The organism is Bacillus sp. 103mf, assembly GCF_900116295.1.
Classification (GTDB): Bacteria; Bacillota; Bacilli; order Bacillales; family Bacillaceae_G; genus Bacillus_A; species Bacillus_A bruguierae.
In genome coordinates this window covers 1,232,546-1,258,055 of record NZ_FPAF01000001.1, presented here as the reverse complement: position 1 = coordinate 1,258,055, position 25,510 = coordinate 1,232,546, and the positions used below count along the sequence as shown (strand labels likewise).

The window sequence follows — 25,510 nt, the reverse complement described above, 5'->3', positions numbered from 1 at the left end:
TCCCGCTATTTTTGGGCAGTAAGACCCCCACTTCAAGATTCAGAGAGAGTATTGTCCAGTTCCAGTGGCTAGAATGTTCGGTGGCTTCGCTTCTTCCTACGAGGTAAAATACACCTCTTTGTCAGGGGCGTGGGCGTCCTGCGCTTCTGAGCGAGCCGCTTCCGCTTTTCTAAAGAAGATAGGTGGGGGATAACTGCCCGTAGAAGCCTGATTGGGCAGGCTAACCATCAGTGGGAGATGAAAAAAACTCTCCACTGATGGAAGTTTCACTTTCTATGGGGCAGTTTTTATTTGATAATATTTTTTATTTTTCTGTAAATGAAATGAAAGTAATTTCATCTGCACTTTTTTCTGAATGCTGATACAATAAAGGGTGTTACTATTTAGTAGAAAGAGTGGTAAGCATGTTAGATTGGATGAAAAAGCTTTTTAAAAAAGAGGAAGAAAATGAAGCACCAGCATTAAGAGCAATAGAAACACCTGCAGAGAAAAAAGTTACTTCTCAGATCCCTCGTGTAAACTACTACTCTAATAAACGACAAGATGAGCTGCAAACGTCCAAGTCATATTCGGGTGGTAAATTCCGTTTTCCGTTAATTCCTGATGATGGATTTGACGAGAGTACGCAGGAATCATTTCGTCTAGAAAAGCCAGCTATACAAGAAAGACCGATCAGAGAACGGCACCGATCAAGACGAGTAGAAGAAGTGCAAGAAATGACATATATGGAACCAAGTATTGAGAAGGTAAAATCTACTTCTAGAGATGAAAGTAATCGAAGACCGTTCCGTCCATCAGAAATGGTTTCGCCCATTTTTGGATATAACCGTCCAAAACCAAGACAAAAAGCAAATGAGGAAAGTAACCAACAGCAGCAAGAAGATATTGAAATATCAATGGAGGGAAAATCAGTTGTTGATGCGTGGTTAGAGAAGAATGGCTATATAAGTTCGGGTTTATCACAAGATGGATTAACAGAACAAAATCAAGCTGAACCTACCATTGTCAAAGCGAATGCAGAACAAACAGAAAGTAGCAAATCGATTGTGGATACGTGGCTAGAGAAAAATGGAGCAACGTTACATAACCATGAAGAAGAACAGCTGGATATGTCTGAAGATGTTATCGTACGAAATGAAGATTTTACTCAGCAAATTCATATATTTGAAAGTGAAGTACAAAAACCTACTGTTATAGAGACAAGCTTTGAAATGAATGAAGAAATTGAGAGAATAGAAGAGTCTGTTACTGAAGAAGTAATGAGTGAAGTATCTTTCATAACAGAAGAACCAGTTATGGAAGAAGCGCCAGTGGAAACAGAGGAATCAGCAGAGATAGAAGAGTCAACTGAAGAAGAATTACAGGGAAAAGTAATGAGTGAAGTATCTTTCATAACAGAAGAACCAGTTATGGAAGAAGCGCCAGTGGAAGCAGAGGAATCTGCGGAGATGGAAGAGTCAACTGAAGAAAAATTACTAGAAGAAGTAATAAGTGAAGTATCTTTCATAACAGAAGAACCAGTTATGGAAGAAGCGCCAGTGAAAGCAGAGAAATCAGCAGAGATAGAAAAGTCAACTGAAGAAGAATTACTGGAAGAAGTAATGAGTGAAGTATCTTTCATAACAGAAGAACCAGTTATGGAAGAAGCGCCAGCGGAAGCAGAGGAATCTGCGGAGATGGAAGAGTCAACTGAAGAAAAATTACTGGAAGAAGTAATGAGTGAAGTATCTTTCGTAACAGAAGAACCAGTTATGGAAGAAGCGCCAGTGGAAGCAGAGGAATCAGCGGAGATAGAAGAATCCGCTATAGAAGATAAAGATTTTGAGCTAGTGGTAGAAACATCTTCAGCAATGGAAGACTCTGATATGCAAGAAGAAACAGTTGAAATTGAAGAACGAACAGAAGAAATTTTAATCGTAGAAGAATCTGTTATTCAAGAGGAAACATCTGTAGCCGAGGGATTTTCAGAGATAGAAGAATTTACTGCGAAAGAAGAAACATTTGAAGCTGAAGTATCCGTGGAAACAGAAGAAGCGGTTGCCAAAGAGTTTGATGAAGTACCGGAAGCAGAAGGTTTCACTCAAGAACAAACGGCAGAATTTGTTCAAGCTGATGAGCAAACACAACAAGCTGTACAAAGCTTTGCAAATGTACGAATAGAAGAAACGCAAGACGTAGCTAGGAAACAGCCGGAAGTGAAAATGGAGCAAAAACAAAAGGTGATTGAAGAACCAAAACGTGAGAAAAAGCGTTTCGTTCCGTTTAATGTGGTGATGTTGAAACAAGATAAACGTATGTTGGAAGAAAAGCGTCGTGTAGCAATGGCGGCGCAACCCGCTCATACGCAACAAGTGATTGAGCAAAAACAAAATATTAAGCCACCAGTAGAAAAGCAGCCAGTGCAAGAAGAAATGACGCACCGAGTTGTTGCAGAAACAGCGCAAGATGTTCGTAATGTTTTACAAGCGCCGCCAACATACGAGTTTCCGCCATTAACACTTTTAAATATCCCAAGTCACCCAGCGACAAATGCCGCTGAATGGTTAGAGGAACAAAAAGAGCTGTTAAATACGACATTCCATAATTTCCATATTGGTGCAAAAGTTGTGAATGTGACGCAAGGACCAGCTGTTACTCGGTTTGAAGTGCAGCCAGAGCCTGGTGTAAAAGTAAATAAAATTACAAACTTAAGTGATGATATTAAACTGAACTTAGCTGCTCGTGATATTCGAATTGAAGCGCCAATTCCGGGTAAAAATGCGGTTGGAATTGAAGTGCCAAATAAAGAAAGTAAAGCCGTATTCCTTCGAGAAATTTTACGAAGTCCAGTCTTTACGAAAAGTGAATCACCACTTACAGTCGCACTTGGTCTTGATATTTCAGGAACACCGATTGTTACGGATATTCGAAAAATGCCGCACGGTTTAATTGCTGGATCGACAGGGTCAGGAAAAAGCGTATGTATTAATGCAATTTTAACAAGTATTTTATATAAGGCGAAGCCACATGAAGTAAAGCTGATGTTAATTGATCCGAAGATGGTGGAACTTGCGCCGTATAATTCTGTACCGCACCTTGTTACACCGGTTATTACGGATGTAAAAGCAGCAACGGCAGCCTTAAAGTGGGCAGTAGATGAAATGGAACGCCGTTATGAATTGTTTGCGCATGCAGGTGCGCGTGATTTACCACGTTACAATACAATTATGAATGAACAAGAAATTCCAGGGGAAACGTTGCCGTATATCGTCATTGTGATTGATGAGTTAGCTGATTTAATGATGGTTGCACCAGGGGATGTAGAAGAAGCGATTTGCCGCATTGCTCAAAAAGCAAGAGCTTGTGGAATTCATTTATTAGTAGCGACACAGCGTCCATCTGTAGATGTAATTACAGGATTAATTAAATCAAATATTCCAACGCGAATTGCTTTTACAGTGTCATCGCAAGTAGACTCTCGTACAATAATTGATATTGGCGGAGCTGAGAAATTACTTGGACGCGGTGATATGTTGTTTTTAGATAATGGAACGTCAAAACCGGTTCGTGTGCAGGGGGTATACGTTTCAGATGAGGAAATTGAAAAGTCTGTTGCGCATGCGAAACGTCAAATGAAGCCAAATTATTTATTCCAGCAAGAAGACTTATTGGCAAAAACGGAACAACAAGAGTCTGAGGATGAGCTGTTCTTTGAGGCATGTCAATTTGTTGTGGAACAAGGGGGAGCGTCCACGTCTTCTGTACAGAGAAGATTCCGTATTGGTTATAACCGTGCCGCTCGTCTTATTGAAGAAATGGAAGCGCAAGGAATTATTTCTGAAGCACGCGGAACAAAACCAAGAGATGTCCTCATTACAGAAGATGAATTTGCTGCGATGCAGGATATACATGTATAAGAAAAGGTTTTGCTGTATACTAAGAGAAAACGTTGGATAGTAAAGTAGGGAGTATAGCGACATGAAAGAAATCGAACTAAAATTACAAGGTGAAATAAAGCGACTGACAAATAAGACGTTCAAGTTTGATGAGCGCGTTGGCGAAGGATGGTTTTCAGCGGTTTATTTCTTAAAAACTCGTGATATTATTAAAGAATTTCGAGCTGGAAGCGTTGTGACAATGCAATTTTTCCAAAAGGAACATGCTGTATTATGTGGAACAGATGAAGTGCTTGCTTTATTACAAACATTTGCGGAGCATCCTGAAGAGCTTGAAATTCACTCTTTAAAAGATGGAGATAAAGTAAGTCCGTTTGAAACGGTATTAACGATTCGCGGACCGTATGAGTATTTCGGCTATTTGGAAGGTGTCATTGATGGTATTTTAGGACGCCGCACTTCTGTGGCAACAAATGTATATAACGTTGTACAAGCTGCGCGCAGCGTTCAGAAAGAGAAGCCTGTTATTTTCATGGGCGACCGTGATGATCATTATACGCAACAAGCGGGCGATGGTTATGCTGCTTATATCGGCGGCATGAGCGCACAAGCAACGCATGCAATGAATGAATGGTGGGGCAGAAGCGGAATGGGAACAATGCCTCACGCTTTAATTCAAATGTTTAATGGTGATGTTGTAGAAGCGGCAAAAGCATATCATAAAAAGTTTCCAGAAGATGAGTTAGTCGTACTAATCGATTACAATAACGATGTAATTACAGATGCACTTCGTGTTGCTCGTGAGTTCGGATCAGAACTAAAGGGAGTACGTGTAGATACATCTCGCACGATGATTGATCAATACTTCATTCGTCACCCAGAAGTACTTGGCACATTTGACCCGCGCGGTGTGAATCCATCTCTTATTTTTGCACTTCGCAAAGCATTAGATGACGAAGGATTCCAGCACGTGAATATCGTAGTAAGCGGCGGCTTTGATGAAAAACGAATTCGTGAGTTTGAAGCACAAAATGTTCCTGTTGATATTTATGGTGTCGGCAGCAGTTTATTAAAAATGAACATTGGCTTCACAGGTGATAACGTAGAATTAAACGGAAAACCAGAAGCGAAAGCAGGACGTAAATATCGTCCAAATCCGCGTTTAGAACGAGTTCAATTACAAGCAAGAGGAGACGCGGAATAAAGTGAAATTCCCATCAGCGCGGGAATTCTTCACCCCCACCAATCTTCTTTATTTCTCTCTGAATGTTAAGACGGGAAATAACTAATTTTAAACAGTAGAATAAACGGAAAAACTGGTAGGGAATTGACCCTATCAGTTTTTCTGTTATCATAGTATAACGGATTGTTTTTTGCTATAATAAGTTTGTTATGGACTTATACGGAAGCTTGGACGTGATTATAAGAAATCCGTGATGATTACCAAAATAAGAAGAAAATCATATACTGTCTTATAGATAGACCGTTGGAATAGTTCGAAATGTTGGAGGTTCTTTAAGATGACAGTTTACCATTTTGTAGGAATTAAAGGGACAGGGATGAGTGCTTTAGCGCAAATTTTACATGATATGAAGCACACTGTTCAAGGTTCTGATGTAGACAAACGTTTTTTTACGCAAACAGCGTTGGAAAATCGTGGGATTTCTATCCTACCTTTTGATAAGAAGAATATTGAAGAAGGACAAGTGATTATTGCAGGAAATGCATTTCCAGATACGCATGAGGAAATTGAAGCTGCAAAAGAACTAAACTTGCCTATTTATCGCTACCATCACTTTTTAGGTGATTTTATGAGCAAGTATACGAGCATTGCTGTAACTGGTGCTCACGGAAAAACATCAACGACAGGATTGTTATCTCACGTGATGCAAGGAGCGGGCCCTACATCTTGTTTAATTGGTGATGGAACAGGAATGGGAGTAGAGGATAGTAAGTATTTTGTATTTGAAGCGTGTGAATATCGCCGTCATTTCTTGTCATATCATCCAGATTACGCAATTATGACAAATATTGATTTTGATCACCCAGATTACTTTGCGGACATTAATGATGTATTTAGTGCGTTTCAAGAGATGGCGCTGCAAGTGAAGAAAGGGATTATTGCGTGCGGTGATGATGAAGAACTTCAAAAGATCCAGGCGAAAGTACCAGTTATTTTCTATGGATTTGGCGAAGATAATGATTTCCAAGCACGTAACATTCAAAAACGAACAGATGGCACTGGATTTGATGTCTTTGTTCGTAATACGTATTATGGGACGTTTGACATTACAGGTTACGGCAATCATAGCGTACTAAATGCATTAGCAGTTATTGCTCTTTGTCATTATGAAAACATTGATGTCGAGGTTGTGAAACAGCAGTTAACAACATTTGGCGGCGTAAAGCGTCGTTTCAACGAAAAGGTAGTAGGTGAGCAAGTAATTATTGACGATTACGCACATCACCCAACAGAAATTACCGTGACAATTGAAGCAGCTCGTCAAAAACATCCAGAACGTGAAATTGTAGCAGTATTTCAGCCACATACATTCTCTAGAACACAAAAATTCTTAGATGAATTTGCAGAAAGCTTACGTAAGGCAGATCAAGTATATTTATGTGATATTTTCGGTTCTGCGCGTGAAAATAGAGGAGAATTAACAATTCAAGACTTGCAGCAACGCATTGATGGTGCAGAGCTGGTTACAGTTATGACGACAGAAGTATTAAAGAAACATAAAAACGGCGTACTTATTTTTATGGGCGCTGGTGATATTCAAAAGTTTGAAGCTGCTTACGTAAAGGAAGTGCAAGTAGCGGAGAAGAAATAAGAAAATGAAAAAGACGTGTAGAGATGCACGTCTTTTTTGTATGTGAAAAATAAAAATCTTTATATGTATTTTGCGTAATACGTGATTTGTAGATGAGGGAATAGTTTTATAAAATTAGGTTGCGCAGTAAGAAAAGTGGGAGGGAAGAAATGTGCAGCAAAGGCTAGTTAATTTGAAAATTGACTTCGCTTTTAAACAGTTATTATAGTTTTGATAGGTGCATGTACTTATTGAGCTCACATATGAATAATAAAAAAGGTTGTTCTAAAACTGAATTTTTTAGACAACCTTTTTTATTATTGACCTAGAGTTAACTCTAGGTTGTAAGATGAAATTGTGGAGATTAAGGGGGAGATATGATGTATACAATTGGCAAAGTTGCGGAGTTAACGGGAATGAGTATTTATACACTTCGTTATTATGAAAAGTTAGGATTAGTGTCGCCGCCAAAACGAAATCGCGGTATTCGTCAATATACAGATGGAGATGTGCAGTTTTTACAATTTCTATATTCTTTAAAACAAACGGGAATGTCATTAGAGGAAATTGCAGAGTTTGCAAGTGACGGTTGTATTTTAGAAGAAATTAAGCAAAGAAAAGAAGAAGTGCCTTCGAAAATAAAAAAGCGCATTTCCATTTTAAAAGGTCATTTAAAAAAGATAGAAGTTCAAAAAGAACAATTAGAACGGGTAATTCAACTTACAGAACAAAAATTAGAGATTTATCATGATTTTTTAGGAGAAAAGCACTTGGAGGACGATGATGAAAAATAAAGTGTATTTACAGTTGCTTGGATTTGCATTATTTACTGGTGGAACATTTAACGTTTCCAAATATGCAGTACAATATTTTTCAACTGCTCACATTGCTGCGTGGCGTTTTGGCATAGCGGCATTTGTTATGTTAGGTATTTTAGTAATTAGAAAAAATTTAAAATGGGGAGAGTGTAAACAGAATATTGGTTACTACATGTTACTTGGGATAGTTGGTGTATTTGGGTTTAATTTCTGTTTCTTTTTAGGAATGAAAAGTACAGAGGCTATAAATGGCTCACTCATTATGGCTACGAATCCGCTTGTTACAACGATATTAGCGAGGCTGATTTTACAAGAAAAAATAGTGAGAAGGCAAGTAATCGGAATGGCATTTGGATTTATTGGTGTAATACTTGTTATTACACAAGGGTCATTCTCTGTTATACAGAATTTATCTTTTTCCATAGGAGATTTGTTTATTGTATTGGGTAATGTTTGCTGGGGATTATATAGTGTATTAAGTAGAAAGCTTATTAAAAGTGGAAGTCCTATGCACACAACGACATATACGATGATTGTCGGAGCAATTGCTTTTCTCTGCGGTTCTTCTTTACAGAAAAATATAGTGCCTATTATGGATGTTCCTCTATTCGCTTGGCTTTCCATCTTATTTATGGCTATTGGAACGAGTGTATTCGGCTATTTATGGTGGAATAACGGGGTGGCTCAAATTGGGGCCGCAAAAACATCATTGTTCTTTAACTTAGTTCCGGTTGTAACGATGATTATTTCTTTTCTAAATGGTGTACATATAACTTCGGCACAAGTACTCGGAATGATTTTGGTAATTAGCGGTGTTCTTCTTTCATCGGGATTTTTCACATTAATTGCTGAAAAAGAAAGTGTAAACCTTTAATTTTCATTAACAATTTCTAACTGTAAGTGTTAGAATAGTTAGAAAAAAGGGGATGGAGAAATGTTTACACTAAGAGTCGATGAAGAAATCGAACTACAATTGTTAGAAAAACAGCATAAAGATGAACTGTACAAATTAGTGGACAGTAACCGAGAATATTTACGAGAATGGCTTCCGTGGGTTGATCGCACGAAAACAGCTGAAGTGTACAATGAAATCTTTTCAATGTGGCTGCATCAATTCGCAGATGGAAATGGCTTTCAAGCAGGTATAAGGTATAAAGGAAAGCTCGTTGGGATGGTTGGTACTCATCCGGTAAATTGGGGAAAGAAGGCGGCGAGTCTTGGCTACTATCTTGCAGAAGAAGCAAGCGGAAAAGGTATTATGACACGAAGTGTAGAGGCTGTGCTCCGTTATGCTTTTGAAGAATTAAAATTAAATAAAGTTGAAATTCATTGCGGGGTAAAAAATGTAAAGAGCCGTGCAATTCCAGAGCGACTCGGCTTTCACTTAGATGGAATGATGCGTGATGGAGAATGGTTATATGATTATTTTCATGATATTGCGGTGTATAGTATGTTAGCAAGAGAATGGGAGGAAAGAAGCGTATAGAAGGGAGCTTCTTTTTTCCGAATTTACCGATAATTAGTAGTATAATATGGATAAGGAGTGATAAAGATGGAATTTCAAGTGAAAAAAAATCCAATTATAATACTGTTTACTGTAATTATGCTGCTACTTGTCGTAATCTCTCCTATTATATCATTCACGCTGAATGAAAAGGGGTGGCTAGCAGGACTTGTGGTAGGAATATTATTTCTAGCTGCCGAGATTATTTCTATTTCTGAAATATTTGTGTTTCAACATAAAATCGTTAATGGTGAGCTCGTAACAGGGCATTGGTTAACAAAGAAGAAAATTCCGCTTGTAAGTATTCGAGCGATCCGGTTTGTTGGAAAAAGTAAGAGAAATTTAGAAATTACGTACGGTGATAATTTTGAAGTACATTTGATTACAATGCCAAAAGAGAAGGAAAAGTTCATGGAGCTGCTTTTGCAAGGAAATCCTTATGTGAGAATAGAAAACTAAGTAAATAAACCCTTTTCTTTTAGGTGGACGAAAGCATCTGGCCGTGTATAGTAGCGATCAGGGCTTTTTTTCTTTAAAACAAAGGGAGAAAGCAAGTAGCGGTCATTCTTTATTCTGTAAAGCAGCTGATATAAACTGATTTTGATAATTTGGAGGTTTTCACATGACTAGAATAGGAATCATTCGTCACGGAAGTACACCGTGGAATAAAGAAGGAAGAGCACAGGGGAGTTCAGATATTTCCCTTGATCAAGCTGGAATAGCAGATGCATATAAAGTGAAACTTTAATCAGTGGGGGGTTCTTCATTCCCCACTGATTATTAGTTGAACCAATCGGGCTTTTACGGGCAGTTTATCTCCCACCTAACTTCTTAAGAAAAGCGGAAGTGGCTCGTTCAGAATGTGAGGGGGATGGAGCTTCTGACGTAGAGGGGGTTTTTTACCTCGTAGGAAGAAGCGAAGCCACCGAACATTCTAGCCACTGGAGCTGGACAATGCTTTTGCCGAATTTTGAGGTGGGAGTATTACTGCCCGTTAATGCGGGATAAACTAGCAGGGCGTTTGCGTAAGGAGAATTGGGATTTCATATATTCTAGTGATCTATTAAGAGCAAAGCAAACTGCTGAGATTATTGGAGGGGAAATTTCGAATATCCCTCTTTATTTGGAACCTAGACTTCGTGAAGCAGGCGGAGGGCAAATTGAAGGGACAACGGAAGAAGAGAGAATTTTAAAATGGGGAAAGAATTGGAGAGAGCTGGATTTAGGGATTGAGAGTACTGATAGTGTGATAGCGGGAGGTCTTTCGGTCATTGAAGAGATTGCATCTAAACATGGAAATAAGAATATATTAATTGTTAGTCATGGTGCATTTATTAGACACATTCTAAAGGAATTAGTCCCTCATTTACATATGGCAGAATCTCCAAAAAATACGTCCTTAACGAAACTTATTAAATTAGAGAATAGTTGGGATTCAGAATTATATAATTGCACCGTACATTTAAGATAGAGGAGGGCAAGCGCCCTCCTCTATCCATGTCCTTTTTCCAAATAGAGTTACACAATTTTTTTAGAGGCTTTGTTATTTGAATAGAGACGTTCCCAAAGTTCGTTCATTTTGCTTCTGCCACTATCAATCTCAGGATTGAATTGGATTGCAGCTTGCTTACGAATTGTCCAGACATTTTGCATTGCTTGTTGTAGTTTCTGATCAATTGTGCCGAGTCCTTTTCCGGCATGTTTAGCGATAGATAATCCAGCCGTTGTCCCTTGGGCCATGGCAATTTTTCCGCTTTCGATGCCAGTAATATTACCAGCGACAAATAGCCTATCAAGAGGGGTTTCCATCGCTTCTGAATGATGAGGTACGTGGCCGCCAAGTTCAGGAATGTATTGAAACGGGCATCCGGCAACAGCAGCAAGCTCTGCTAGCGGATATAGGCCGCCTGCAATGCAAACGAAGTCTGCATTGTAAATCGTTTCAGATCCCTGAATAATATTGCCGTTTGCATCAATATCAGCGATACGTACCCCTTCCACTTGGTCCTTACCGATAATTTCGAGTGCTGCTTTCCGAAGCTGGAGAGGCGTACCATTTACTTTCATGCCGTTTTTTGGATAAAAATTTAAGCCGATTTTTCTCATCCAGTCACTTTTCATGAAACGACTTCCCATGCGTAACAGCGGCGATGGAGCGAGATGTGATGCATGTAAGAGTGATTTCATAACTTCTTCAGGTTCACCTGCTTGTTTACTAAGGGCGCTTTTTTCCGGAAGGACAATGCGATCAATTGTTATGCCAGCTAATTGTAATTCATTTAAAATCGCAAATGATAAAATATTCGCTCCGATAATGATTCCTTTTTGGCCGACTTGGACGCGGTGCACATTTGTCATGACTTGCGCCGCGCCGATTGACATGACACCAGGAAGGGTCCAGCCCGGCAGTGGGATAGGGTACTCAGCGGCTCCAGTAGCTACTAGTACAAATGGTGCTTCTAGCGTACCCACACTTGTATGCACATTCCATAGGTTATTTTCTTTCGTTAAGTTGTAAACAGATACGCCGCAACGAATATCGATCGCTAATTGCTGTGCTTTTTGATAAAGGCGTTTCGATTCTTCAATTCCATTCCACCACTCACCAGAAGGCTCTTGATGAAGTTGTCCGAGTAATCTGCCGCCTGGCTTTATAAATTCATCAATAACGGTCACTTTGAGGCCGAATTCCGCCGCAGCAATAGCTCCTGCTAATCCGGCTGGACCTGCTCCAATTACAATTACATCAATCATCGCTTTTCCACCATCCTTCTTACAATATTCGGATGCTGTTTCCCGCTTTCAACGACCATATCTTGCTGGGCGACTGTTAAGCAAGCTCTTACATTTGGTTGCTGATTGACAGTTACACGGCACTCTAAGCAGTGGCCGATGTTGCAATAAATTCCTCTAGGTGTCCCGCTATCTTCGTGAACGCGTAGTGTTCTTACTTCATTTGCTAAGAGAGCAGCGGCAATTGTTTCATTTTCATACGCTTCATATTCAACTCCATCAAATTGAAAAGAAATACGTTCTCTATCATCTAAATTCCCTAAAATGGGATGATTCATAATTCTAGTCATTGTTTTTCACCTACTGTTCCAAATGTCACCGGCCGAACTGGGGGCTGGTATTTTAACGGAATTTCACTAGGTGACACATTTGGGATGACGCTTTCGATAATGCTATCTAATGTTAGGCGGCACGTACGGCCTCCGCAAAAGCCCATTCCTGCTCGTGTTCTTAATTTTAATTCTCTTGCTGTGCATTGATGTTGATTTGCTGTTTTACGAAGTTGTCCGTAAGTAACTTCTTCACAACGGCAAATTACAATGCTATCTTTGTTCCCCATTTGAATTCCTCCTCCATTGTCGTTCATAAAAATACTATGCAAAAAATGTGCCAATATAGAGGAGGAAGAGGATTAATTTAAGCCAAGCCGCTTTAATCGATTATATAAAGTGGCTCTTGTGATACCAAGCTGTTTTGCACACTCTAATTTATTTCCATCTAATAGATGTAACGCTCTTTCAATTACTTTTTTCTCGTGCTGATTCATTTCTTCTTGCAATGGTAAGATGGTGCAATCATTTTCTAGAAGTATACGAGATGCAGTCTTTAGTGTGTCTTCAAATCTAATACTTTTTGTATGGAAGGGTAAATACTCTCTTTTTATTACACCATCTGTTGCAAATACGATAAGCCGCTCTATGCTATTACGCAGTTCGCGAATATTACCGGGCCAATTATAACAAAGCAGTTCATGCATGACTTCTGGCGGGAATTCATGAATTGGCCGCTGATAACTCAAAGAAAAATCATGTAAAAAATAATGAGTTAATTCAATAATATCTTCTTGCCGCTCTCTTAAAGGAGGGATGTGCAAACTAACTACATTTAGCCGGTAATATAAATCTTCACGGAACAGTCCTTGTTTCATTAATTCTTGTAAATCACGATTTGTGGCAGCGATGATACGGAAGTCGATGTTGATTTCTTTTTCTCCGCCGACCCGGTAATATTTCCGCTCCTGCAGCACGCGTAGAAGCTTTACTTGCATTTCGAGCGGCATTTCACCTATTTCATCAAGAAATAATGTTCCTCCTTTTGCTAGTTCTATTTTTCCTTTTTTTCCTTTACTGTCAGCACCGGAGAAGGCGCCCCGTTCATATCCGAATAACTCACTTTCAAATAAAGATGCTGGTATCGCACCGCAGTTAATCGAAATAAAAGGTGCTTTTGGTTCCTCGCTCGCTTCATGGATTGCTTTGGCAAACACCTCTTTTCCGACACCGCTTTCGCCCAATATAAGAACAGTGGATTTCACAGAACATACTCTTCTAGCTAAATCCACTGTTCTTTGCAGAGCGGCACTTTTTCCTTTAATGGAATAAAAGGGATCAGATGAATCCTTATATTTTGCTACTTCTTGTTCTAAACGGTGTACTTCATTGGACATATTAAATAATTTTTCATTCAGTACAACTTGATTTGTAATATCCGTTTCGGAAACGACTGCACCGATAATCTGATCGTTAAAATAAACGGGGTTAGAGTTAATTAAGACAAATAAATCAGACTGAGGCTGATGGTGCTGTCCTACAATCCTTTTCCCTTTATGTAGAGATTGTAAGATTTCTAGATTTTTATAGTCAAAGAAATCGGTAATTGGTCGTCCGATTATATCTTGCCGTTTGACTGAGAATATTTTTTCAGCTCCTTCTGTCCATGTACGAACACGCTCCTTATCATCAATGACCGTGACGGAAGAATCTGTCGTTTGAATGACGGTTTCATAAAATGCCTTTAATTGATTGTAAGAGTTATGAAGAAGATGAATGATTTGTGCTGCTGTGATACATCCTAATGGATTTTTGTTTGTATCAAGAATAATAGCTGTGGAATGATGACGAAATGCCTGAAGTAAGGTGAATAATAAATCGTCCTCGTATACGACTTTGCATGGAAGTTCAGGCGCTTTTGGTGTTGAACGATAATAAAATTCCCCGTTTTTCTGTTCGATCTGCTGTGTATCGAACGGTGTATCTATTAGAAGATGTTTTATTATTTCCTTTATTGACGGCAATGAAAACATAATGATCCCCCTTCCGCACTGTAAAAAAATATTAACACTGTAAAGGGAATTATACACTTATTTACAAAAAATTTAAAATGTTTCGTAATAAGGTGAGGTTTTCATCAGCACGGAAAGAAATAATGATCCATTTTGCAAGTTTCACATGAATTGGCACACGAATTGCATTTTAGGTAATGAGGCCATTTCATCGAGAGGAGGAATGCCATGTGAAACATTGTGACGTGTTAGTCATTGGCGGAGGAATTATTGGCTGTTCGATTGCTTATTATGTATCCAAATACGGAAGAGACGTAACGATAATTGAAAAAGGAGAATTTGTTAGTGGCACGTCTTCACGATGTGACGGCAATATTTTGGCGATTGATAAAGATCCAGGTTTCGATAGTCAGATGTCGTTGTTTAGTCAAAATTTAGTGGATGAATTAAGTAAAGAGTTAGAGCATCCATTTGAATATCGTGCTCCGGGAAGTATTCTTGTTTGTGAAACAGATGAGGAGATGGAAGCGGCACAAAAATGGGTAGATCGTCAAAAAGCCGCCGGTTTACCATTTCGAATGCTGGACCAGCAGGATATTCGGCATGAGTCTCCCTTTTTTGCGGATGATTTATTAGGGGGACTAGAATGTGCCACTGATTCCACGGTCAACCCTTATCTCCTAGCTTTTTCACTTCTGGAGGAAGCAAAAAAACTAGGGGCCAAAGCTTTTAAACATACAGAAGTGAAACAAATGAAAAAAGAAGAAAGTGGTTCATTTGTTGTAGAAACGACAAATGGAGTTTTTACTGCGGATCATGTCGTCAATGCGGCTGGAGTATGGGCACCTAGAATAGGCAAGATGCTTGATCTTTCCATACCGATTGAACCGAGAAAAGGGCATATTATCGTTGCTTCGAGGCAGCAGCATGTAGGATCTCGAAAAGTAATGGAGTTTGGCTACCTAATTTCTAAGTTTGGTGGAAAGCGCGTTGTTGATCCACTAACTGAAAAATACGGAGTCGCTCTTGTCTTTGAACCAACGGAAAGTCAAAACTTTTTAATTGGAAGCAGCAGAGAATTTGTTGGCTTTCATACGGCAGTAAACAATGAAGTCATTAAATGTATCGCTAACCGAGCAATCCGGTTTTATCCGAAAATGGCGGATATGATGGTAATTCGTTCGTATGCAGGATTACGTCCATGGACGGAAGATCATTTGCCAATCGTTTCACGCGTGGATACAATTCCAAATTATTATATTGCGGCGGGACATGAAGGGGACGGCATTAGCCTCGCAGCAGTAACAGGGAAAATAGTAGAAGAACTCATTAACGAAAAAGAAACGTCTATTCCCGTTGATCCGCTTAGCTTTAACCGATTTACAGAAAGGATGTTGAGTAGATGAGGGCACAAAGAGTCTTTACAACAATTGATACACATACAGGCGGGAATCCAACGAGAACACTAATTAGCGGGCTTCCAAAATTAGTTGGAGAAACAATGTCAGAAAAAATGCTCCATATGAAAAAGGAATATGATTGGATTCGTAAATTGTTAATGAATGAACCACGCGGTCATGATGTTATGTCTGGTGCTTTATTAACGGATCCTTGCCATCCAGAGGCTGATATTGGCGTGATTTACATAGAGACGGGTGGATATTTACCGATGTGTGGACATGACACGATTGGTGTGTGTACGGCTCTAGTTGAGTCTGGATTAATTCCCATTCAAGAGCCCGTTACTTCCTTAAAGTTGGATACGCCTGCTGGACTCGTCGAAGTGGATATTTCAATAGAAAATGGAAAAGCAAAAGAAGTGTCTTTTTGTAATATCCCAGCGTTTCTTTTAAAAAGCATTTCCGTTGATGTTGAGGGAATTGGGCGTATAGATGCCGATATTGCTTACGGAGGGAATTTTTACGCAATCATTGATGCGAAATCGGTTGGATTGGAGTTAATTCCAGAGAATGCTTCTCACATAATTGAAACAGCAATTAACATTAGAAACATCATTAATGAAAAAGTTGAAATCGTCCATCCGCAATATTCGTTTATTAAAGGGTTAACTCATGTTGAGTTTTTCACTGAACCAACTCATGAGGAAGCAGATGTGAAAAATACAGTGATTGTTCCTCCAGGAGGAATCGATCGTTCTCCATGTGGAACGGGTACCTCTGCGAAATTAGCTGTCCTATATGCGAATCAAGAAATTTCAATTGACGAAGAATTTGTTCATGAAAGCATTGTCGGTTCTTTATTTAGAGGACGCGTATTGGAAACGACAGATGTGGAAGGGGTTGAGGCTGTTGTAACTCAAATTACAGGATCCGCTTGGTTAATGGGGATGCACCGATTCTTCTACAATGAGGAAGATCCACTTAAAGAAGGCTTTCTGCTCATTCCGCCAATGGAGCATGAAACGGAGGACGTGAAATGAAAATTCAGAAGACGTATTCAACGACAGATGTGCACGTAGCTGGGGAAGCGTTTCGTGTTATTAAAGATGTGCCATTCATTCATTATCAAAATTTGGAGCAGTTAAATGAGCAGTTTATGCATGTGTTTGCAGATGATATCTACCTTTTATTAAACGAACCACGCGGGTTTGCTGGGTTGAATGGTTGTCTTGTTGTTCCGACGATTAACGAACAAGTAGATGCCGCAGTATTATTTTTAAATCATGAAGGAACGGTGCCGATTCATTACGGCGGCATTGTTGCTGTAATTACAACTTTACTGGAATGTGGTCATTTGCAGCCGAGAGCATCAAATGAATATAAAATCGAAACGCTCAAAGGTATGATTTTAGTCACCGCTATGATGGAGAATGATGAGGTAGTTTCGGTGATGATAGAAAGTGAAGCGTGTCAAGTAGTAGAAACAAACATCTCTCATCCGAATTTCAATACACAGTTCTCCCTCGTGCAAGCCGATCAATTATATGCAGTGTTTGAGAAAGGTGATATTGCCGCAGAAATTTGTGTGGAGGAACTGTCTGAATTGAAGAGATGGGGACAAACGATGCATCAGGCTCTTGAGTCGAAATTTCCAGTAAGAGGTATCATTTTAATGGATGATTCGCATGTAAACGAGGGCCGAATTAAAACAATCACGTTTCGTGAAGACCAGTATATCGTTCGCTCTCCCGGCTTTGAATCGACAAAGGCGTGCTATACAAGTTTACTTGCTAAAGGGAGATTGGATATGGAACCGCCATTTGTAAATGAAAGTATTTTCGGTAGCACTTTGACCGTACAAGTAGCCAAACAAACAGAGAATGGATACAAATTCGCTTTAAAAAGCCGCGGTTTTATTACCGGAATGCAGATGTTTGTATTAGATCCGACAGATCCGTTACCTGCTGGATTTTTACTAAAATAATGGGAATATAACAGTGTATCTCTATGCGAGATTTAAAGATTAATAAAAACGATTGTCTATATAAATACAAATTGAAAATCCCCTTTTTTAGGGGAGGCGAGAGCATCTGGCCATGCATAGCAGCGGTCAGGGCCTGTTTCTGCCACATGCAAGGTTTAAAACAAAGAGAGAAAGCAAGTAGCCGTCATGCTTTGTTTTGCACAACCGCGGCTTGTATGTTGAACAATCAAAATGGATTTATATAGTAAAAAAATATTAAGGGGGAAATAGAAATGACAACAATTAGAGGAGCTTATCCAGTGTTAATTACTCCAATGAATGAGGCGCAGGAGATTGATTGGGGCGGTGTGAAAAATAATGTGAACTACTTCGTAGAGCAAGGCGTTGCAGGTATTGTAATTAACGGAAGTACTGGAGAGTTTGTAAGTTTATCAAAAGAAGAAAAGTTCCAAATGGTTGAAACTGTATTGAAAGAAGTAAACGGCCGCATTCCGGTTATTGTAGGCACAGCAGCTGAAACAACAAAAGAAACGATTGAATATACGAAACAGGCGGAGGCACATGGTGCAGATTGTGCACTCATTATTAATTCTTATTACTGTAAACCGAAAGAAGAAGAGATTTATTTCCACTTTAAAAAAGTATCAAATGCAGTGAATGTACCGATTATGTTGTACAACAATCCGTTTACATCTGGCGTTGATATGAGTACAGAGTTGATGCTGAAAATCGGAAAAGAATGTGAAAGGGTTACTCACATTAAAGAATCAAGTGGAGATATCCGCAAAGCAAGAGATCTTGTTAGACAAGGAAAAGGGGATATTGAAATTTTCTGCGGCTCAGAAGATTTAGTTATGGAGTCTTATTTAGTCGGGGCAACAGGTTGGGTTTCTGTTGCAGGGAATATTGTGCCAAAGCTTGTTACGCAAATGTTTAATCATTTCCAAAAGGGTGAATTAAAAGAAGCTTGGGAAATCAATGATCGTATTTTACCGCTTTGTACATTCCTTGAGGAGTCAGGAAAATACGTGCAAATTGTGAAACGTTCGATGGAATTAAGTGGGCAGGCAGGAGGACCTTCTCGTTATCCTCGTTTAGGATTGACACTTGAGGAAGATCAAAAACTTAAGGATATTTTATCAAGTTTAACGGCTGCTTCACGTGTGTAAAATGAAAAATCCATCAGTAAGGGGGTTCTTCATCCCCCGCTGATAGTTAGTTGAACGAATCGATCTTCTTAGGATTTGGTAGGGTTTTACTGACCGTAAATAGCGGGATATAAAATGTAAAGGGGAGAGGAATATGTTAACTGCACAGATAGAATTAAAGCCGAGGGTGAAAGCTTTTTTAGAAGGGAATATTGAGCTCTTTATCGATGGGAAATTTGTATCAGCTCTAAGCGGCAAAAAGTTTGAAACTTATAATCCGGCAACAGAAGAAGTACTTGCTTTCGTAAGTGAAGCCGGGGAAGATGATGTTAATTTAGCGGTAAAGGCTGCACGCCGGGCATTTGAAAAAGGGCCGTGGCCTGAACTTAGTGCGGCCGAAAGAGCACATTTAATTTACAAGCTGGCTGATTTAATTGACGAACATAAAGAAGAACTAGCTCAATTGGAAGCGCTGGATAATGGAAAACCATATCAAGTAGCACTAGAGGATGATATTCCGGCAACGGTAGAGCATTACCGTTATTATGCTGGCTGGGCAACGAAAATACTTGGTCAAACAACCCCGATCTCAAAGGACTATTTAAACTATACACGTCATGAACCGATTGGTGTTGTCGGCCAAATTATTCCATGGAACTATCCGTTAGTGATGGCTGCGTGGAAAATGGGAGCAGCACTTGCGACAGGATGTACAATCGTCTTAAAACCTGCTGAGCAAACACCGTTATCTCTATTATATACAGCACAGCTTTTTAAAGAAGCTGGCTTCCCAGATGGCGTCGTGAATTTCGTCCCTGGATTTGGTCAAACAGCAGGAGCAGCGATTGTCAATCATCATGATATTGAAAAAGTGGCTTTTACAGGTTCGACTGATACTGGCAAGTATATTATGCGCCAAGCAGCTGAAACGATCAAACATGTGACGTTAGAGCTTGGAGGAAAATCACCAAATATTATTTTAGAAGATGCAAATATAGAAGAAGCAATTACTGGTGCTTTTAACGGTATTATGTACAACCATGGTCAAAACTGCAGTGCAGGATCTCGCGTGTTCGTTCATAGAAAACATTATGAAACAGTGGTGGAAGAATTAGCGAAACGCGCGAACAATGTAAAACTTGGTGCAGGAATGGAAAAAGGTACTGAAATGGGACCTCTTGTTTCGAAAAAGCAACAAGAGCGTGTGTTACGTTATATCGAAAAAGGAAAAGAAGAAGGGGCAAGAATTGCAGCTGGTGGTGAGAAAGTGTTTGAAAAAGGATACTTCGTTCAACCAACTATTTTTGCTGATGTTACAGATGAGATGACAATCGCAAAAGAAGAAATATTTGGTCCAGTAGTCGCAGTTCTGCCATTCGATACGGTTGAAGAAGTGATTGAAAGAGCGAATAACACTCCATTTGGACTCGCTGCAGGTGTATGGACAGAAAATATTAAAACTGCACATCAAGTGGCGAATCGCTTAAAAGCTGGTACAGTATGGATTAATGACTATAACTTAGAAGACGCTGCAGCGCCGTTCGGTGGCTATAAACAATCAGGTATTGGACGTGAAATGGGATCTTATGCACTCGACAACTATACAGAAGTAAAGAGCATTTGGGTGAACTTGAAATAAAGTGAAACTTCCATCAGTGGGGGCTTACTGCCCGTTAATGCGGGATAAAAATTGAAAATAGACATAAAAAAACCTTTCTTTTTAGGTGGGCAAGAGCATCTGGCCCTGCATAGAAGCGGTCAGGTCCTTTTCCTGCCACATGCAAAATTTAAAACAAAGGGAGAAAGCAAGTAGCGGGCATGTTTTATTCTGCATAGCTTATATGTCGAAAAAATTAAAATGCATTTATCTGTAGATGCTAATTGAAAAACTGACAAAAATCTTTCTTTATCATGTGGGAGAGAGTATCTGGCCGCGTGTAGAAGCGGCCAGGTCCTTTTTCCTGCCACATGCGAAATTTAAAATAAAGGGAGAAAGCGAGTAGCAGGCATGTTGTGTTCTGCATAGCAGTGATTTATATGTCGAGAAAATTAAAATGAATTTATATATTTAGAGGGTATTCTATCTACTAAACGTTAAGGGGAATTTATATTGTCCTTCTAGAAAATTATGAAACAATGGCAATAGTCTCTCTTGAAAATACTGAAAATTAAGAAAATGATACAAGAGAGGAGAGGTTAGGGATGGCTAACAAAGGCAAGTTTAAAAGAGAAATATCACTACTGGATTTAGCCTTTATCGGTTTTGGCTCTATGTTTGGATCAGGCTGGTTGTTTGCTGCTAGCCATGTTGCAGGAATAGCAGGTCCGGCTGGAATTATTTCATGGGTCATTGGTGGAATCGCTATTTTGTTATTAGGACTTGTATATTGTGAACTTGGAGCATCACTTCCGCGAGCTGGAGGAATTGTTCGCTATCCTGCATATTCTCATGGCCCGATACTCGGATATTTATTAGGATTCATTACTCTTATTGCATTTTCAAGTTTAATTGCAATTGAAGTAGAAGCGGCTAGGCAATATGCTGCTGCTTGGTGGCCGAGTCTGACTCAAGAAAATTCTACATTGCCGACTGTAAGCGGCTGGCTTATGCAATTTGGGCTGCTCGTCATTTTCTTTTTATTAAATTATTGGAGCGTAAAAACATTTGCGAAATCAAATTTAATCATAACTATCTTTAAATTTTTTGTACCAGCGTTAACAATTATTGTATTGTTACTGTATTTAAACGGCGATAATTTTTCAAGTGCTGGTTTTGCACCGTTTGGGTTTTCTGGTGTACAGGCAGCCATTTCTGCCGGCGGTGTTATTTTTGCTTATTTAGGACTGACACCTATTGTATCAGTTGCAAGTGAAGTGAAAAATCCGCAAAGAACGATACCGATTGCTCTTCTTTTGTCTGTAATTTCTTCACTGATTGTTTACGTTCTTTTGCAAGTTGCTTTTATTGGCAGCATTCCAACTGAAATGCTTAGCCAAGGCTGGGCAGGAATTAGTAAAGAATTTAGTTTACCATTTAAAGATATTTCTGTTCTCTTAGGACTGAGTTGGATGGTCTATTTTATCGTTTCCGATGCCATTATATCACCGAGCGGAACGGGAAATATTTATATGTCTGCTACTCCTCGTGTTGTATACGGCTGGGCTCAAAGCGGAACTTTATTTAAAATATTTTCTAAAGTTGATGCCAAATCAGGGATACCAAGATCTGCACTTTGGCTTACATTTGTCCTTTCTGTTTTCTGGACATTGCCATTTCCTTCATGGGAAGCATTAATTAATGTTGTTTCTGCAGCGCTTGTATTAAGTTATGCTCTCGCGCCGATTACAACGGCGGCGCTTAGAAAACGGGCTCCTGAACTAAATCGTCCATTTTTAGTAAAAGGAATGTCAATCATTGGACCTCTTTCATTTATCATTGCCTCATTAATCGTGTACTGGTCTGGTTGGCAAACACTTTCTTGGTTATTATCTTCACAAGTTATCATGTTTGTAATCTATCTATGTTGCAAAAAATGGGCACCAACTTCACAAGTATCTTTTGCCCAGCAAATCAAATCATCGTTATGGCTCGTTTTTTACTACATTGCCATAATGGTAGTGTCGTACTTCGGTATGTTTGGCGGGGGAAAGGGGTATTTAACCTATTCAACAGATTTGCTAGCTGTTAGTATTGTTTCTTTGGTTAGCTATTACTGGGCGATTCATACTGCTTTGCCAGTTGTAGATTTAGATGATGAAGATGAAGTGGAGAGCACTGATTATTTACAGGTAGAGAATGCGCCGGTTAGTAAATGATATTTGTATAAACGCAAATTGAAAAAACGATCTAAAAACCTTTTTCTCTTTAGGTTGGCGAGAGCATCTGGCCATGCATAGCAGCGGTCAGGTCCTTTTTCTGCCACGTGCCAGGGTTAAACAGAGGGAGAGTGCAGATCATTTCTTTTCAGTATAACAATGACTTGGATGTTGATAAATCAAATGGGTTTATGAGGTTCTAGTTCGAAAAATAAAAACAAAGAAAAGGAAGAAGCGTACAGAGAGGCGCTTCTTCTTTTTTCTGAATTTACTAATATTTTTGTGGTATAATATGGATAATAATGGTTTTTTTAGGGGGCGAATGCATTGCGTGAGGCTTTACAACAACGTTGGAGTTTGGAGGGAATTTTCCCAGGAGGAAGTGAGTCTTCTGAATTTAAACAATTTCTCATAGAACTAGAGGAAGATATTTTTAAAGAAACAGCGACAACAATAGAAACGAAGGAACTGGAAGCAATAAGTGGATTCGAACGGTGGATCGAACAAATGAATCGAATTCAAGAGCTATCTACTCGCTTGCTTGAGGCAACCCACTTTGTGGAATGTTTGAAATCAGAAAATGTTGAAGATGAGAATGCGATGATATTAAGTGAAAAAGTAAGGGGTATTTCATCACAATTTGAGATCGTTATAAACGATTTTGAACAAGCGTTGGTACATATACTGGACGAGATTTGGGAGCAGCTATTGCAACTGGAACAAATAAACCCGCTTGCTTATCCACTGCAAGAAAAAAGAGAAAAGGCGAGAAGGAAATTACCAGTAGCACAGGAAAAGTTGATTCAGGATCTTTCTATTAATGGATATCATGCATGGGTCAATTTATATAACTCTGTCACTGGAAAAACGAAGATTGTTTTAGAGGAAGAAGGACAAAGGCAATACCTTAGTTTTGGACAAGTCTATAATCTATTACATTCATCTATCAATCACCATAGTAGAAGGAATCTCGTAAATGCCTTACATCATGCAGGTGAAAAAGTGGCTGAGACATGCGCAGCAGCTTTAAATAACATTGCTGGTTTTCGATTGCAAGTATATAAACACCGGGGAGTAGATTCCATTTTAACAGAACCGCTTCGCTACAATAGAATGTCACAAACAACGCTTGATTCTATGTGGGAAGCTGTCAATCAAAGTAAGCCTATCATAACTTCATATTTAAAAAGAAAGGCACGTTTACTAGGATTAGAAAAAATGGATTGGTTCGACATGTATACGCCTATAGGCAAAGTAACCAAGACTTATACATATGAAGAGGCTGCTGAAATAATCCTTACTGGTTTTCACTCTTTTAGCCCTAAATTAGCGGATTATACAGAAAGAGCATTTCAGGAAGGCTGGATTGACTCTGAAAACAGAGATACAAAAGCAAGTAGCGGATTCTCAGCTAGATTTCCACTAACAAAGCAATCGCGCATCTTCATGAATTTTCAAGGAACACATAATAATCTCGCTATACTTGCCCATGAATTAGGACATTCTTTTCATCAAGGAATTATTTCAAATGATGTTCCTCCATTTGCCCAGCAGTATACGATGGCTGTTAGTGAAACAGCTTCTACCTTTGCTGAGACGATTATTTTAAATAAGGTCATTCAAGATATTTCAAATGAACATGAAAAACTGCTCCTTCTAGAGGCAAAGATACAAACTGCGCTTAGTTATTTAATAGGAGTACAGGGAAATTTTATATTCGAAAAAGATTTTTATGAAATCCGAAAAAAGCGGGTTGTAGGAGTAGATGAATTGAGCCAGTTGATGGAGAAGGCTCAACAGTATGCGTTCAATGATTATCTTGTTTCTTATCATGATCTTTCATGGATTTGGAATCGTCATTTCTATTTCACAGATAAACCTTTTTATAATTTCCCGTACACATTTGGTTTTCTATTTAGCCAAGGGATCTACGCGAATGCTCTTCAAGAAGGACATTCCTTTGAAAAAAAGTATATAGATTTGCTTCGAGATACTGGGAGAATGACTGCTGAGCAATTAGCTTTTCAACATCTTGGTTTTGATTTAACAAAACAAGAATTTTGGGAGAAAGCAATGCAAATTGTTTTACAAGATATAAAAGATTTTCTTGCTTTAACAGAGAAGTCTCTGAGTGAGGAGGGAATGAAATGCTGAATGTAGCATCAAAAACAGAAGAGTTAAGAACGAAACTACAAAACATATTAACTAGCGAATATAAAGAGTGGGGAATTAAAAGTTTGGAAGTAGCAGGAAGCGGTGTACAAAATGTTGTGTTTCGAGGAGATTCAGAAACAGGTTCTTTCGCTTTTCGTGTACCATGGGAACGTGAAGTTGCTAATATAAATGAAAATTTATTTAGCAGTCGCCTTTCATTACAAAAGGAAGCAAAGCTTTCAGAGTTTTGTCATTCTCAAGGAATTCCTGTGCCAGCTGTTCATGGACTGCATCTTTCTGAGGAACTTGATTTTCTAATTTCAGACTATATAGTTACTGACTCCACTCCGATTTCTTCTTACAAAATTGGAGAATTAGCCAATAAGCTTCATCATATGCCGATTGAAGATTTACATTATGAAAATGAAAATGGACAGTCGACAGAAAAGCATATAGCAGAGCGCCTTGTTAGAAGGCTACAATCATTTAACGAAATTACTTCTTTACGTATTCCATTTCCAAAAGCAGAAGAAATTGAAGCAATTTTAAAGGAGGGGGAACAGATAAAGAGGCTGCTTCATATGGATATTCGACCTGCCAATATAATTGGTCATGGCGGAGAAATTCAGGCAATCGTTGACTGGGATAATGCTCTCATTGGTCATCCGCTTCTCGAACTGATGAGAATAGCGGAAGTGAATGAAGTGAATTGGAGTGAATTTAAAGCCGGGTATAAAGATGAGCATATTTTTGATTCTCTTCCTCAAAGTGTTTGTCTGTTTTACAGGCTTGATACGGCGTTGATGCTTGCGAACCTTTTTATCGCTCAGCTTAAAATAAAAGAGAAAGGGCTGTATTATAAGGAACGCGTCGAAACAATTAGTAACGAAATACATACATTTTTATAATTTTAGTAGAATTAGG

The 25,510-nt window shown here is 39.0% G+C and carries 20 protein-coding genes and 1 pseudogene; 17 read left to right on the top strand and 4 right to left on the bottom strand.

What is annotated here, in order from left to right; translation table 11 throughout:
* Positions 1 to 404: 404 nt before the first annotated feature.
* The 9 genes and pseudogenes from BM350_RS06355 (at position 405) to BM350_RS06315 (ending at position 10,481) form a co-directional block, all read left to right on the top strand.
* Positions 405 to 3,896 (top strand): DNA translocase FtsK, encoded by a 3,492-nt coding sequence (locus tag BM350_RS06355; RefSeq protein WP_090948217.1) that lies wholly within the window; start codon positions 405 to 407, stop codon positions 3,894 to 3,896.
* A 61-nt stretch (positions 3,897 to 3,957) separates the two neighbouring features.
* The gene (locus BM350_RS06350) at positions 3,958 to 5,079 is read left to right on the top strand and encodes a nicotinate phosphoribosyltransferase (RefSeq protein ID WP_090920548.1); all 1,122 of its coding nucleotides are present in this window, start codon (positions 3,958 to 3,960) and stop codon (positions 5,077 to 5,079) included.
* Between the two features lie 316 nt (positions 5,080 to 5,395).
* Positions 5,396 to 6,709, top strand: coding sequence for a UDP-N-acetylmuramate--L-alanine ligase (gene murC, locus BM350_RS06345; RefSeq protein ID WP_090920545.1), 1,314 nt, complete (start codon positions 5,396 to 5,398; stop codon positions 6,707 to 6,709).
* Positions 6,710 to 7,068: 359 nt separating this feature from the next.
* Positions 7,069 to 7,482, top strand: coding sequence for a MerR family transcriptional regulator (locus tag BM350_RS06340; RefSeq protein ID WP_090920542.1), 414 nt, complete (start codon positions 7,069 to 7,071; stop codon positions 7,480 to 7,482).
* Positions 7,472 to 8,380, top strand: coding sequence for a DMT family transporter (locus BM350_RS06335; RefSeq protein ID WP_090920539.1), 909 nt, complete (start codon positions 7,472 to 7,474; stop codon positions 8,378 to 8,380). The genes BM350_RS06340 and BM350_RS06335 overlap by 11 nt, the downstream gene beginning before the upstream one ends.
* A 60-nt stretch (positions 8,381 to 8,440) precedes the next feature.
* Complete coding sequence (locus BM350_RS06330; protein ID WP_090920538.1) at positions 8,441 to 8,992, top strand: GNAT family N-acetyltransferase; 552 nt, start codon at positions 8,441 to 8,443, stop codon at positions 8,990 to 8,992.
* Positions 8,993 to 9,058: 66 nt separating this feature from the next.
* A complete protein-coding gene (locus BM350_RS06325) occupies positions 9,059 to 9,469 on the top strand; it encodes a PH domain-containing protein (protein ID WP_090920535.1) in 411 nt (136 codons plus the stop codon).
* A 163-nt stretch (positions 9,470 to 9,632) separates the two neighbouring features.
* Positions 9,633 to 9,749: pseudogene (locus BM350_RS06320) on the top strand (histidine phosphatase family protein); the annotation flags it as partial.
* Positions 9,750 to 10,007: 258 nt separating this feature from the next.
* Positions 10,008 to 10,481 carry a histidine phosphatase family protein gene (locus BM350_RS06315; protein ID WP_090919936.1) on the top strand — a complete coding sequence of 158 codons (474 nt, stop codon included), beginning with the start codon at positions 10,008 to 10,010 and terminating at the stop codon, positions 10,479 to 10,481.
* Positions 10,482 to 10,528: 47 nt separating this feature from the next.
* Here BM350_RS06315 and BM350_RS06310 read toward each other — a convergent pair whose 3' ends face one another.
* The 4 genes from BM350_RS06310 to BM350_RS06295 form a co-directional block, all read right to left on the bottom strand.
* Complete coding sequence (locus tag BM350_RS06310) at positions 10,529 to 11,764, bottom strand: NAD(P)/FAD-dependent oxidoreductase (RefSeq protein ID WP_090919938.1); 1,236 nt, start codon at positions 11,762 to 11,764, stop codon at positions 10,529 to 10,531.
* The gene (locus BM350_RS06305; protein WP_090919941.1) at positions 11,761 to 12,093 is read right to left on the bottom strand and encodes a (2Fe-2S)-binding protein; all 333 of its coding nucleotides are present in this window, start codon (positions 12,091 to 12,093) and stop codon (positions 11,761 to 11,763) included. The genes BM350_RS06310 and BM350_RS06305 overlap by 4 nt, the downstream gene beginning before the upstream one ends.
* Positions 12,090 to 12,362: a (2Fe-2S)-binding protein gene (locus BM350_RS06300; RefSeq protein ID WP_090919944.1), complete on the bottom strand. Its 273-nt coding sequence runs from the start codon at positions 12,360 to 12,362 to the stop codon at positions 12,090 to 12,092. Before BM350_RS06300 ends, BM350_RS06305 begins: the two co-directional genes overlap by 4 nt.
* Positions 12,363 to 12,434: 72 nt before the next feature.
* Positions 12,435 to 14,108 (bottom strand): sigma-54 interaction domain-containing protein, encoded by a 1,674-nt coding sequence (locus BM350_RS06295; protein ID WP_090919976.1) that lies wholly within the window; start codon positions 14,106 to 14,108, stop codon positions 12,435 to 12,437.
* A gap of 206 nt (positions 14,109 to 14,314) precedes the next feature.
* Here BM350_RS06295 and BM350_RS06290 point away from each other — a divergent pair, with 206 nt between their 5' ends.
* The 8 genes from BM350_RS06290 (at position 14,315) to BM350_RS06255 (ending at position 25,494) form a co-directional block, all read left to right on the top strand.
* On the top strand, positions 14,315 to 15,490 hold the full coding sequence (locus BM350_RS06290; RefSeq protein ID WP_090919947.1) for an NAD(P)/FAD-dependent oxidoreductase: 1,176 nt from the start codon (positions 14,315 to 14,317) through the stop codon (positions 15,488 to 15,490).
* On the top strand, positions 15,487 to 16,524 hold the full coding sequence (locus tag BM350_RS06285) for a proline racemase family protein (protein ID WP_090919950.1): 1,038 nt from the start codon (positions 15,487 to 15,489) through the stop codon (positions 16,522 to 16,524). The genes BM350_RS06290 and BM350_RS06285 overlap by 4 nt, the downstream gene beginning before the upstream one ends.
* Complete coding sequence (locus BM350_RS06280) at positions 16,521 to 17,468, top strand: proline racemase family protein (protein WP_090919953.1); 948 nt, start codon at positions 16,521 to 16,523, stop codon at positions 17,466 to 17,468. The genes BM350_RS06285 and BM350_RS06280 overlap by 4 nt, the downstream gene beginning before the upstream one ends.
* A 272-nt stretch (positions 17,469 to 17,740) precedes the next feature.
* Positions 17,741 to 18,637 carry a 4-hydroxy-tetrahydrodipicolinate synthase gene (gene dapA, locus BM350_RS06275; RefSeq protein WP_090919956.1) on the top strand — a complete coding sequence of 299 codons (897 nt, stop codon included), beginning with the start codon at positions 17,741 to 17,743 and terminating at the stop codon, positions 18,635 to 18,637.
* A gap of 133 nt (positions 18,638 to 18,770) precedes the next feature.
* Positions 18,771 to 20,255, top strand: coding sequence for an aldehyde dehydrogenase family protein (locus BM350_RS06270; RefSeq protein ID WP_090919959.1), 1,485 nt, complete (start codon positions 18,771 to 18,773; stop codon positions 20,253 to 20,255).
* Positions 20,256 to 20,818: 563 nt separating this feature from the next.
* Positions 20,819 to 22,432, top strand: a complete 1,614-nt coding sequence (locus BM350_RS06265) for an APC family permease (RefSeq protein WP_090919962.1) — start codon at positions 20,819 to 20,821, stop codon at positions 22,430 to 22,432.
* A gap of 327 nt (positions 22,433 to 22,759) precedes the next feature.
* Positions 22,760 to 24,586 (top strand): M3 family oligoendopeptidase, encoded by a 1,827-nt coding sequence (locus tag BM350_RS06260; protein WP_090919965.1) that lies wholly within the window; start codon positions 22,760 to 22,762, stop codon positions 24,584 to 24,586.
* A complete protein-coding gene (locus BM350_RS06255; protein WP_090919967.1) occupies positions 24,580 to 25,494 on the top strand; it encodes a phosphotransferase family protein in 915 nt (304 codons plus the stop codon). The genes BM350_RS06260 and BM350_RS06255 overlap by 7 nt, the downstream gene beginning before the upstream one ends.
* Positions 25,495 to 25,510 lie beyond the last annotated feature (16 nt).

What these genes read in the sequence shown, in the direction of transcription:
- BM350_RS06340 (WP_090920542.1), top strand. Translation starts at nt 7,069, where the DNA reads ATGTATACAATTGGCAAAGTTGCGGAGTTAACGGGAATGAGTATTTAT.
- BM350_RS06270 (WP_090919959.1), top strand. Translation starts at nt 18,771, where the DNA reads ATGTTAACTGCACAGATAGAATTAAAGCCGAGGGTGAAAGCTTTTTTA.
- BM350_RS06325 (WP_090920535.1), top strand. Translation starts at nt 9,059, where the DNA reads ATGGAATTTCAAGTGAAAAAAAATCCAATTATAATACTGTTTACTGTA.
- BM350_RS06310 (WP_090919938.1), bottom strand. Translation starts at nt 11,764, where the DNA reads ATGATTGATGTAATTGTAATTGGAGCAGGTCCAGCCGGATTAGCAGGA.
- BM350_RS06255 (WP_090919967.1), top strand. Translation starts at nt 24,580, where the DNA reads ATGCTGAATGTAGCATCAAAAACAGAAGAGTTAAGAACGAAACTACAA.
- dapA (WP_090919956.1), top strand. Translation starts at nt 17,741, where the DNA reads ATGACAACAATTAGAGGAGCTTATCCAGTGTTAATTACTCCAATGAAT.
- BM350_RS06335 (WP_090920539.1), top strand. Translation starts at nt 7,472, where the DNA reads ATGAAAAATAAAGTGTATTTACAGTTGCTTGGATTTGCATTATTTACT.
- BM350_RS06305 (WP_090919941.1), bottom strand. Translation starts at nt 12,093, where the DNA reads ATGACTAGAATTATGAATCATCCCATTTTAGGGAATTTAGATGATAGA.
- BM350_RS06350 (WP_090920548.1), top strand. Translation starts at nt 3,958, where the DNA reads ATGAAAGAAATCGAACTAAAATTACAAGGTGAAATAAAGCGACTGACA.
- BM350_RS06355 (WP_090948217.1), top strand. Translation starts at nt 405, where the DNA reads ATGTTAGATTGGATGAAAAAGCTTTTTAAAAAAGAGGAAGAAAATGAA.
- murC (WP_090920545.1), top strand. Translation starts at nt 5,396, where the DNA reads ATGACAGTTTACCATTTTGTAGGAATTAAAGGGACAGGGATGAGTGCT.
- BM350_RS06330 (WP_090920538.1), top strand. Translation starts at nt 8,441, where the DNA reads ATGTTTACACTAAGAGTCGATGAAGAAATCGAACTACAATTGTTAGAA.
- BM350_RS06285 (WP_090919950.1), top strand. Translation starts at nt 15,487, where the DNA reads ATGAGGGCACAAAGAGTCTTTACAACAATTGATACACATACAGGCGGG.
- BM350_RS06315 (WP_090919936.1), top strand. Translation starts at nt 10,008, where the DNA reads ATGCGGGATAAACTAGCAGGGCGTTTGCGTAAGGAGAATTGGGATTTC.
- BM350_RS06280 (WP_090919953.1), top strand. Translation starts at nt 16,521, where the DNA reads ATGAAAATTCAGAAGACGTATTCAACGACAGATGTGCACGTAGCTGGG.
- BM350_RS06300 (WP_090919944.1), bottom strand. Translation starts at nt 12,362, where the DNA reads ATGGGGAACAAAGATAGCATTGTAATTTGCCGTTGTGAAGAAGTTACT.
- BM350_RS06265 (WP_090919962.1), top strand. Translation starts at nt 20,819, where the DNA reads ATGGCTAACAAAGGCAAGTTTAAAAGAGAAATATCACTACTGGATTTA.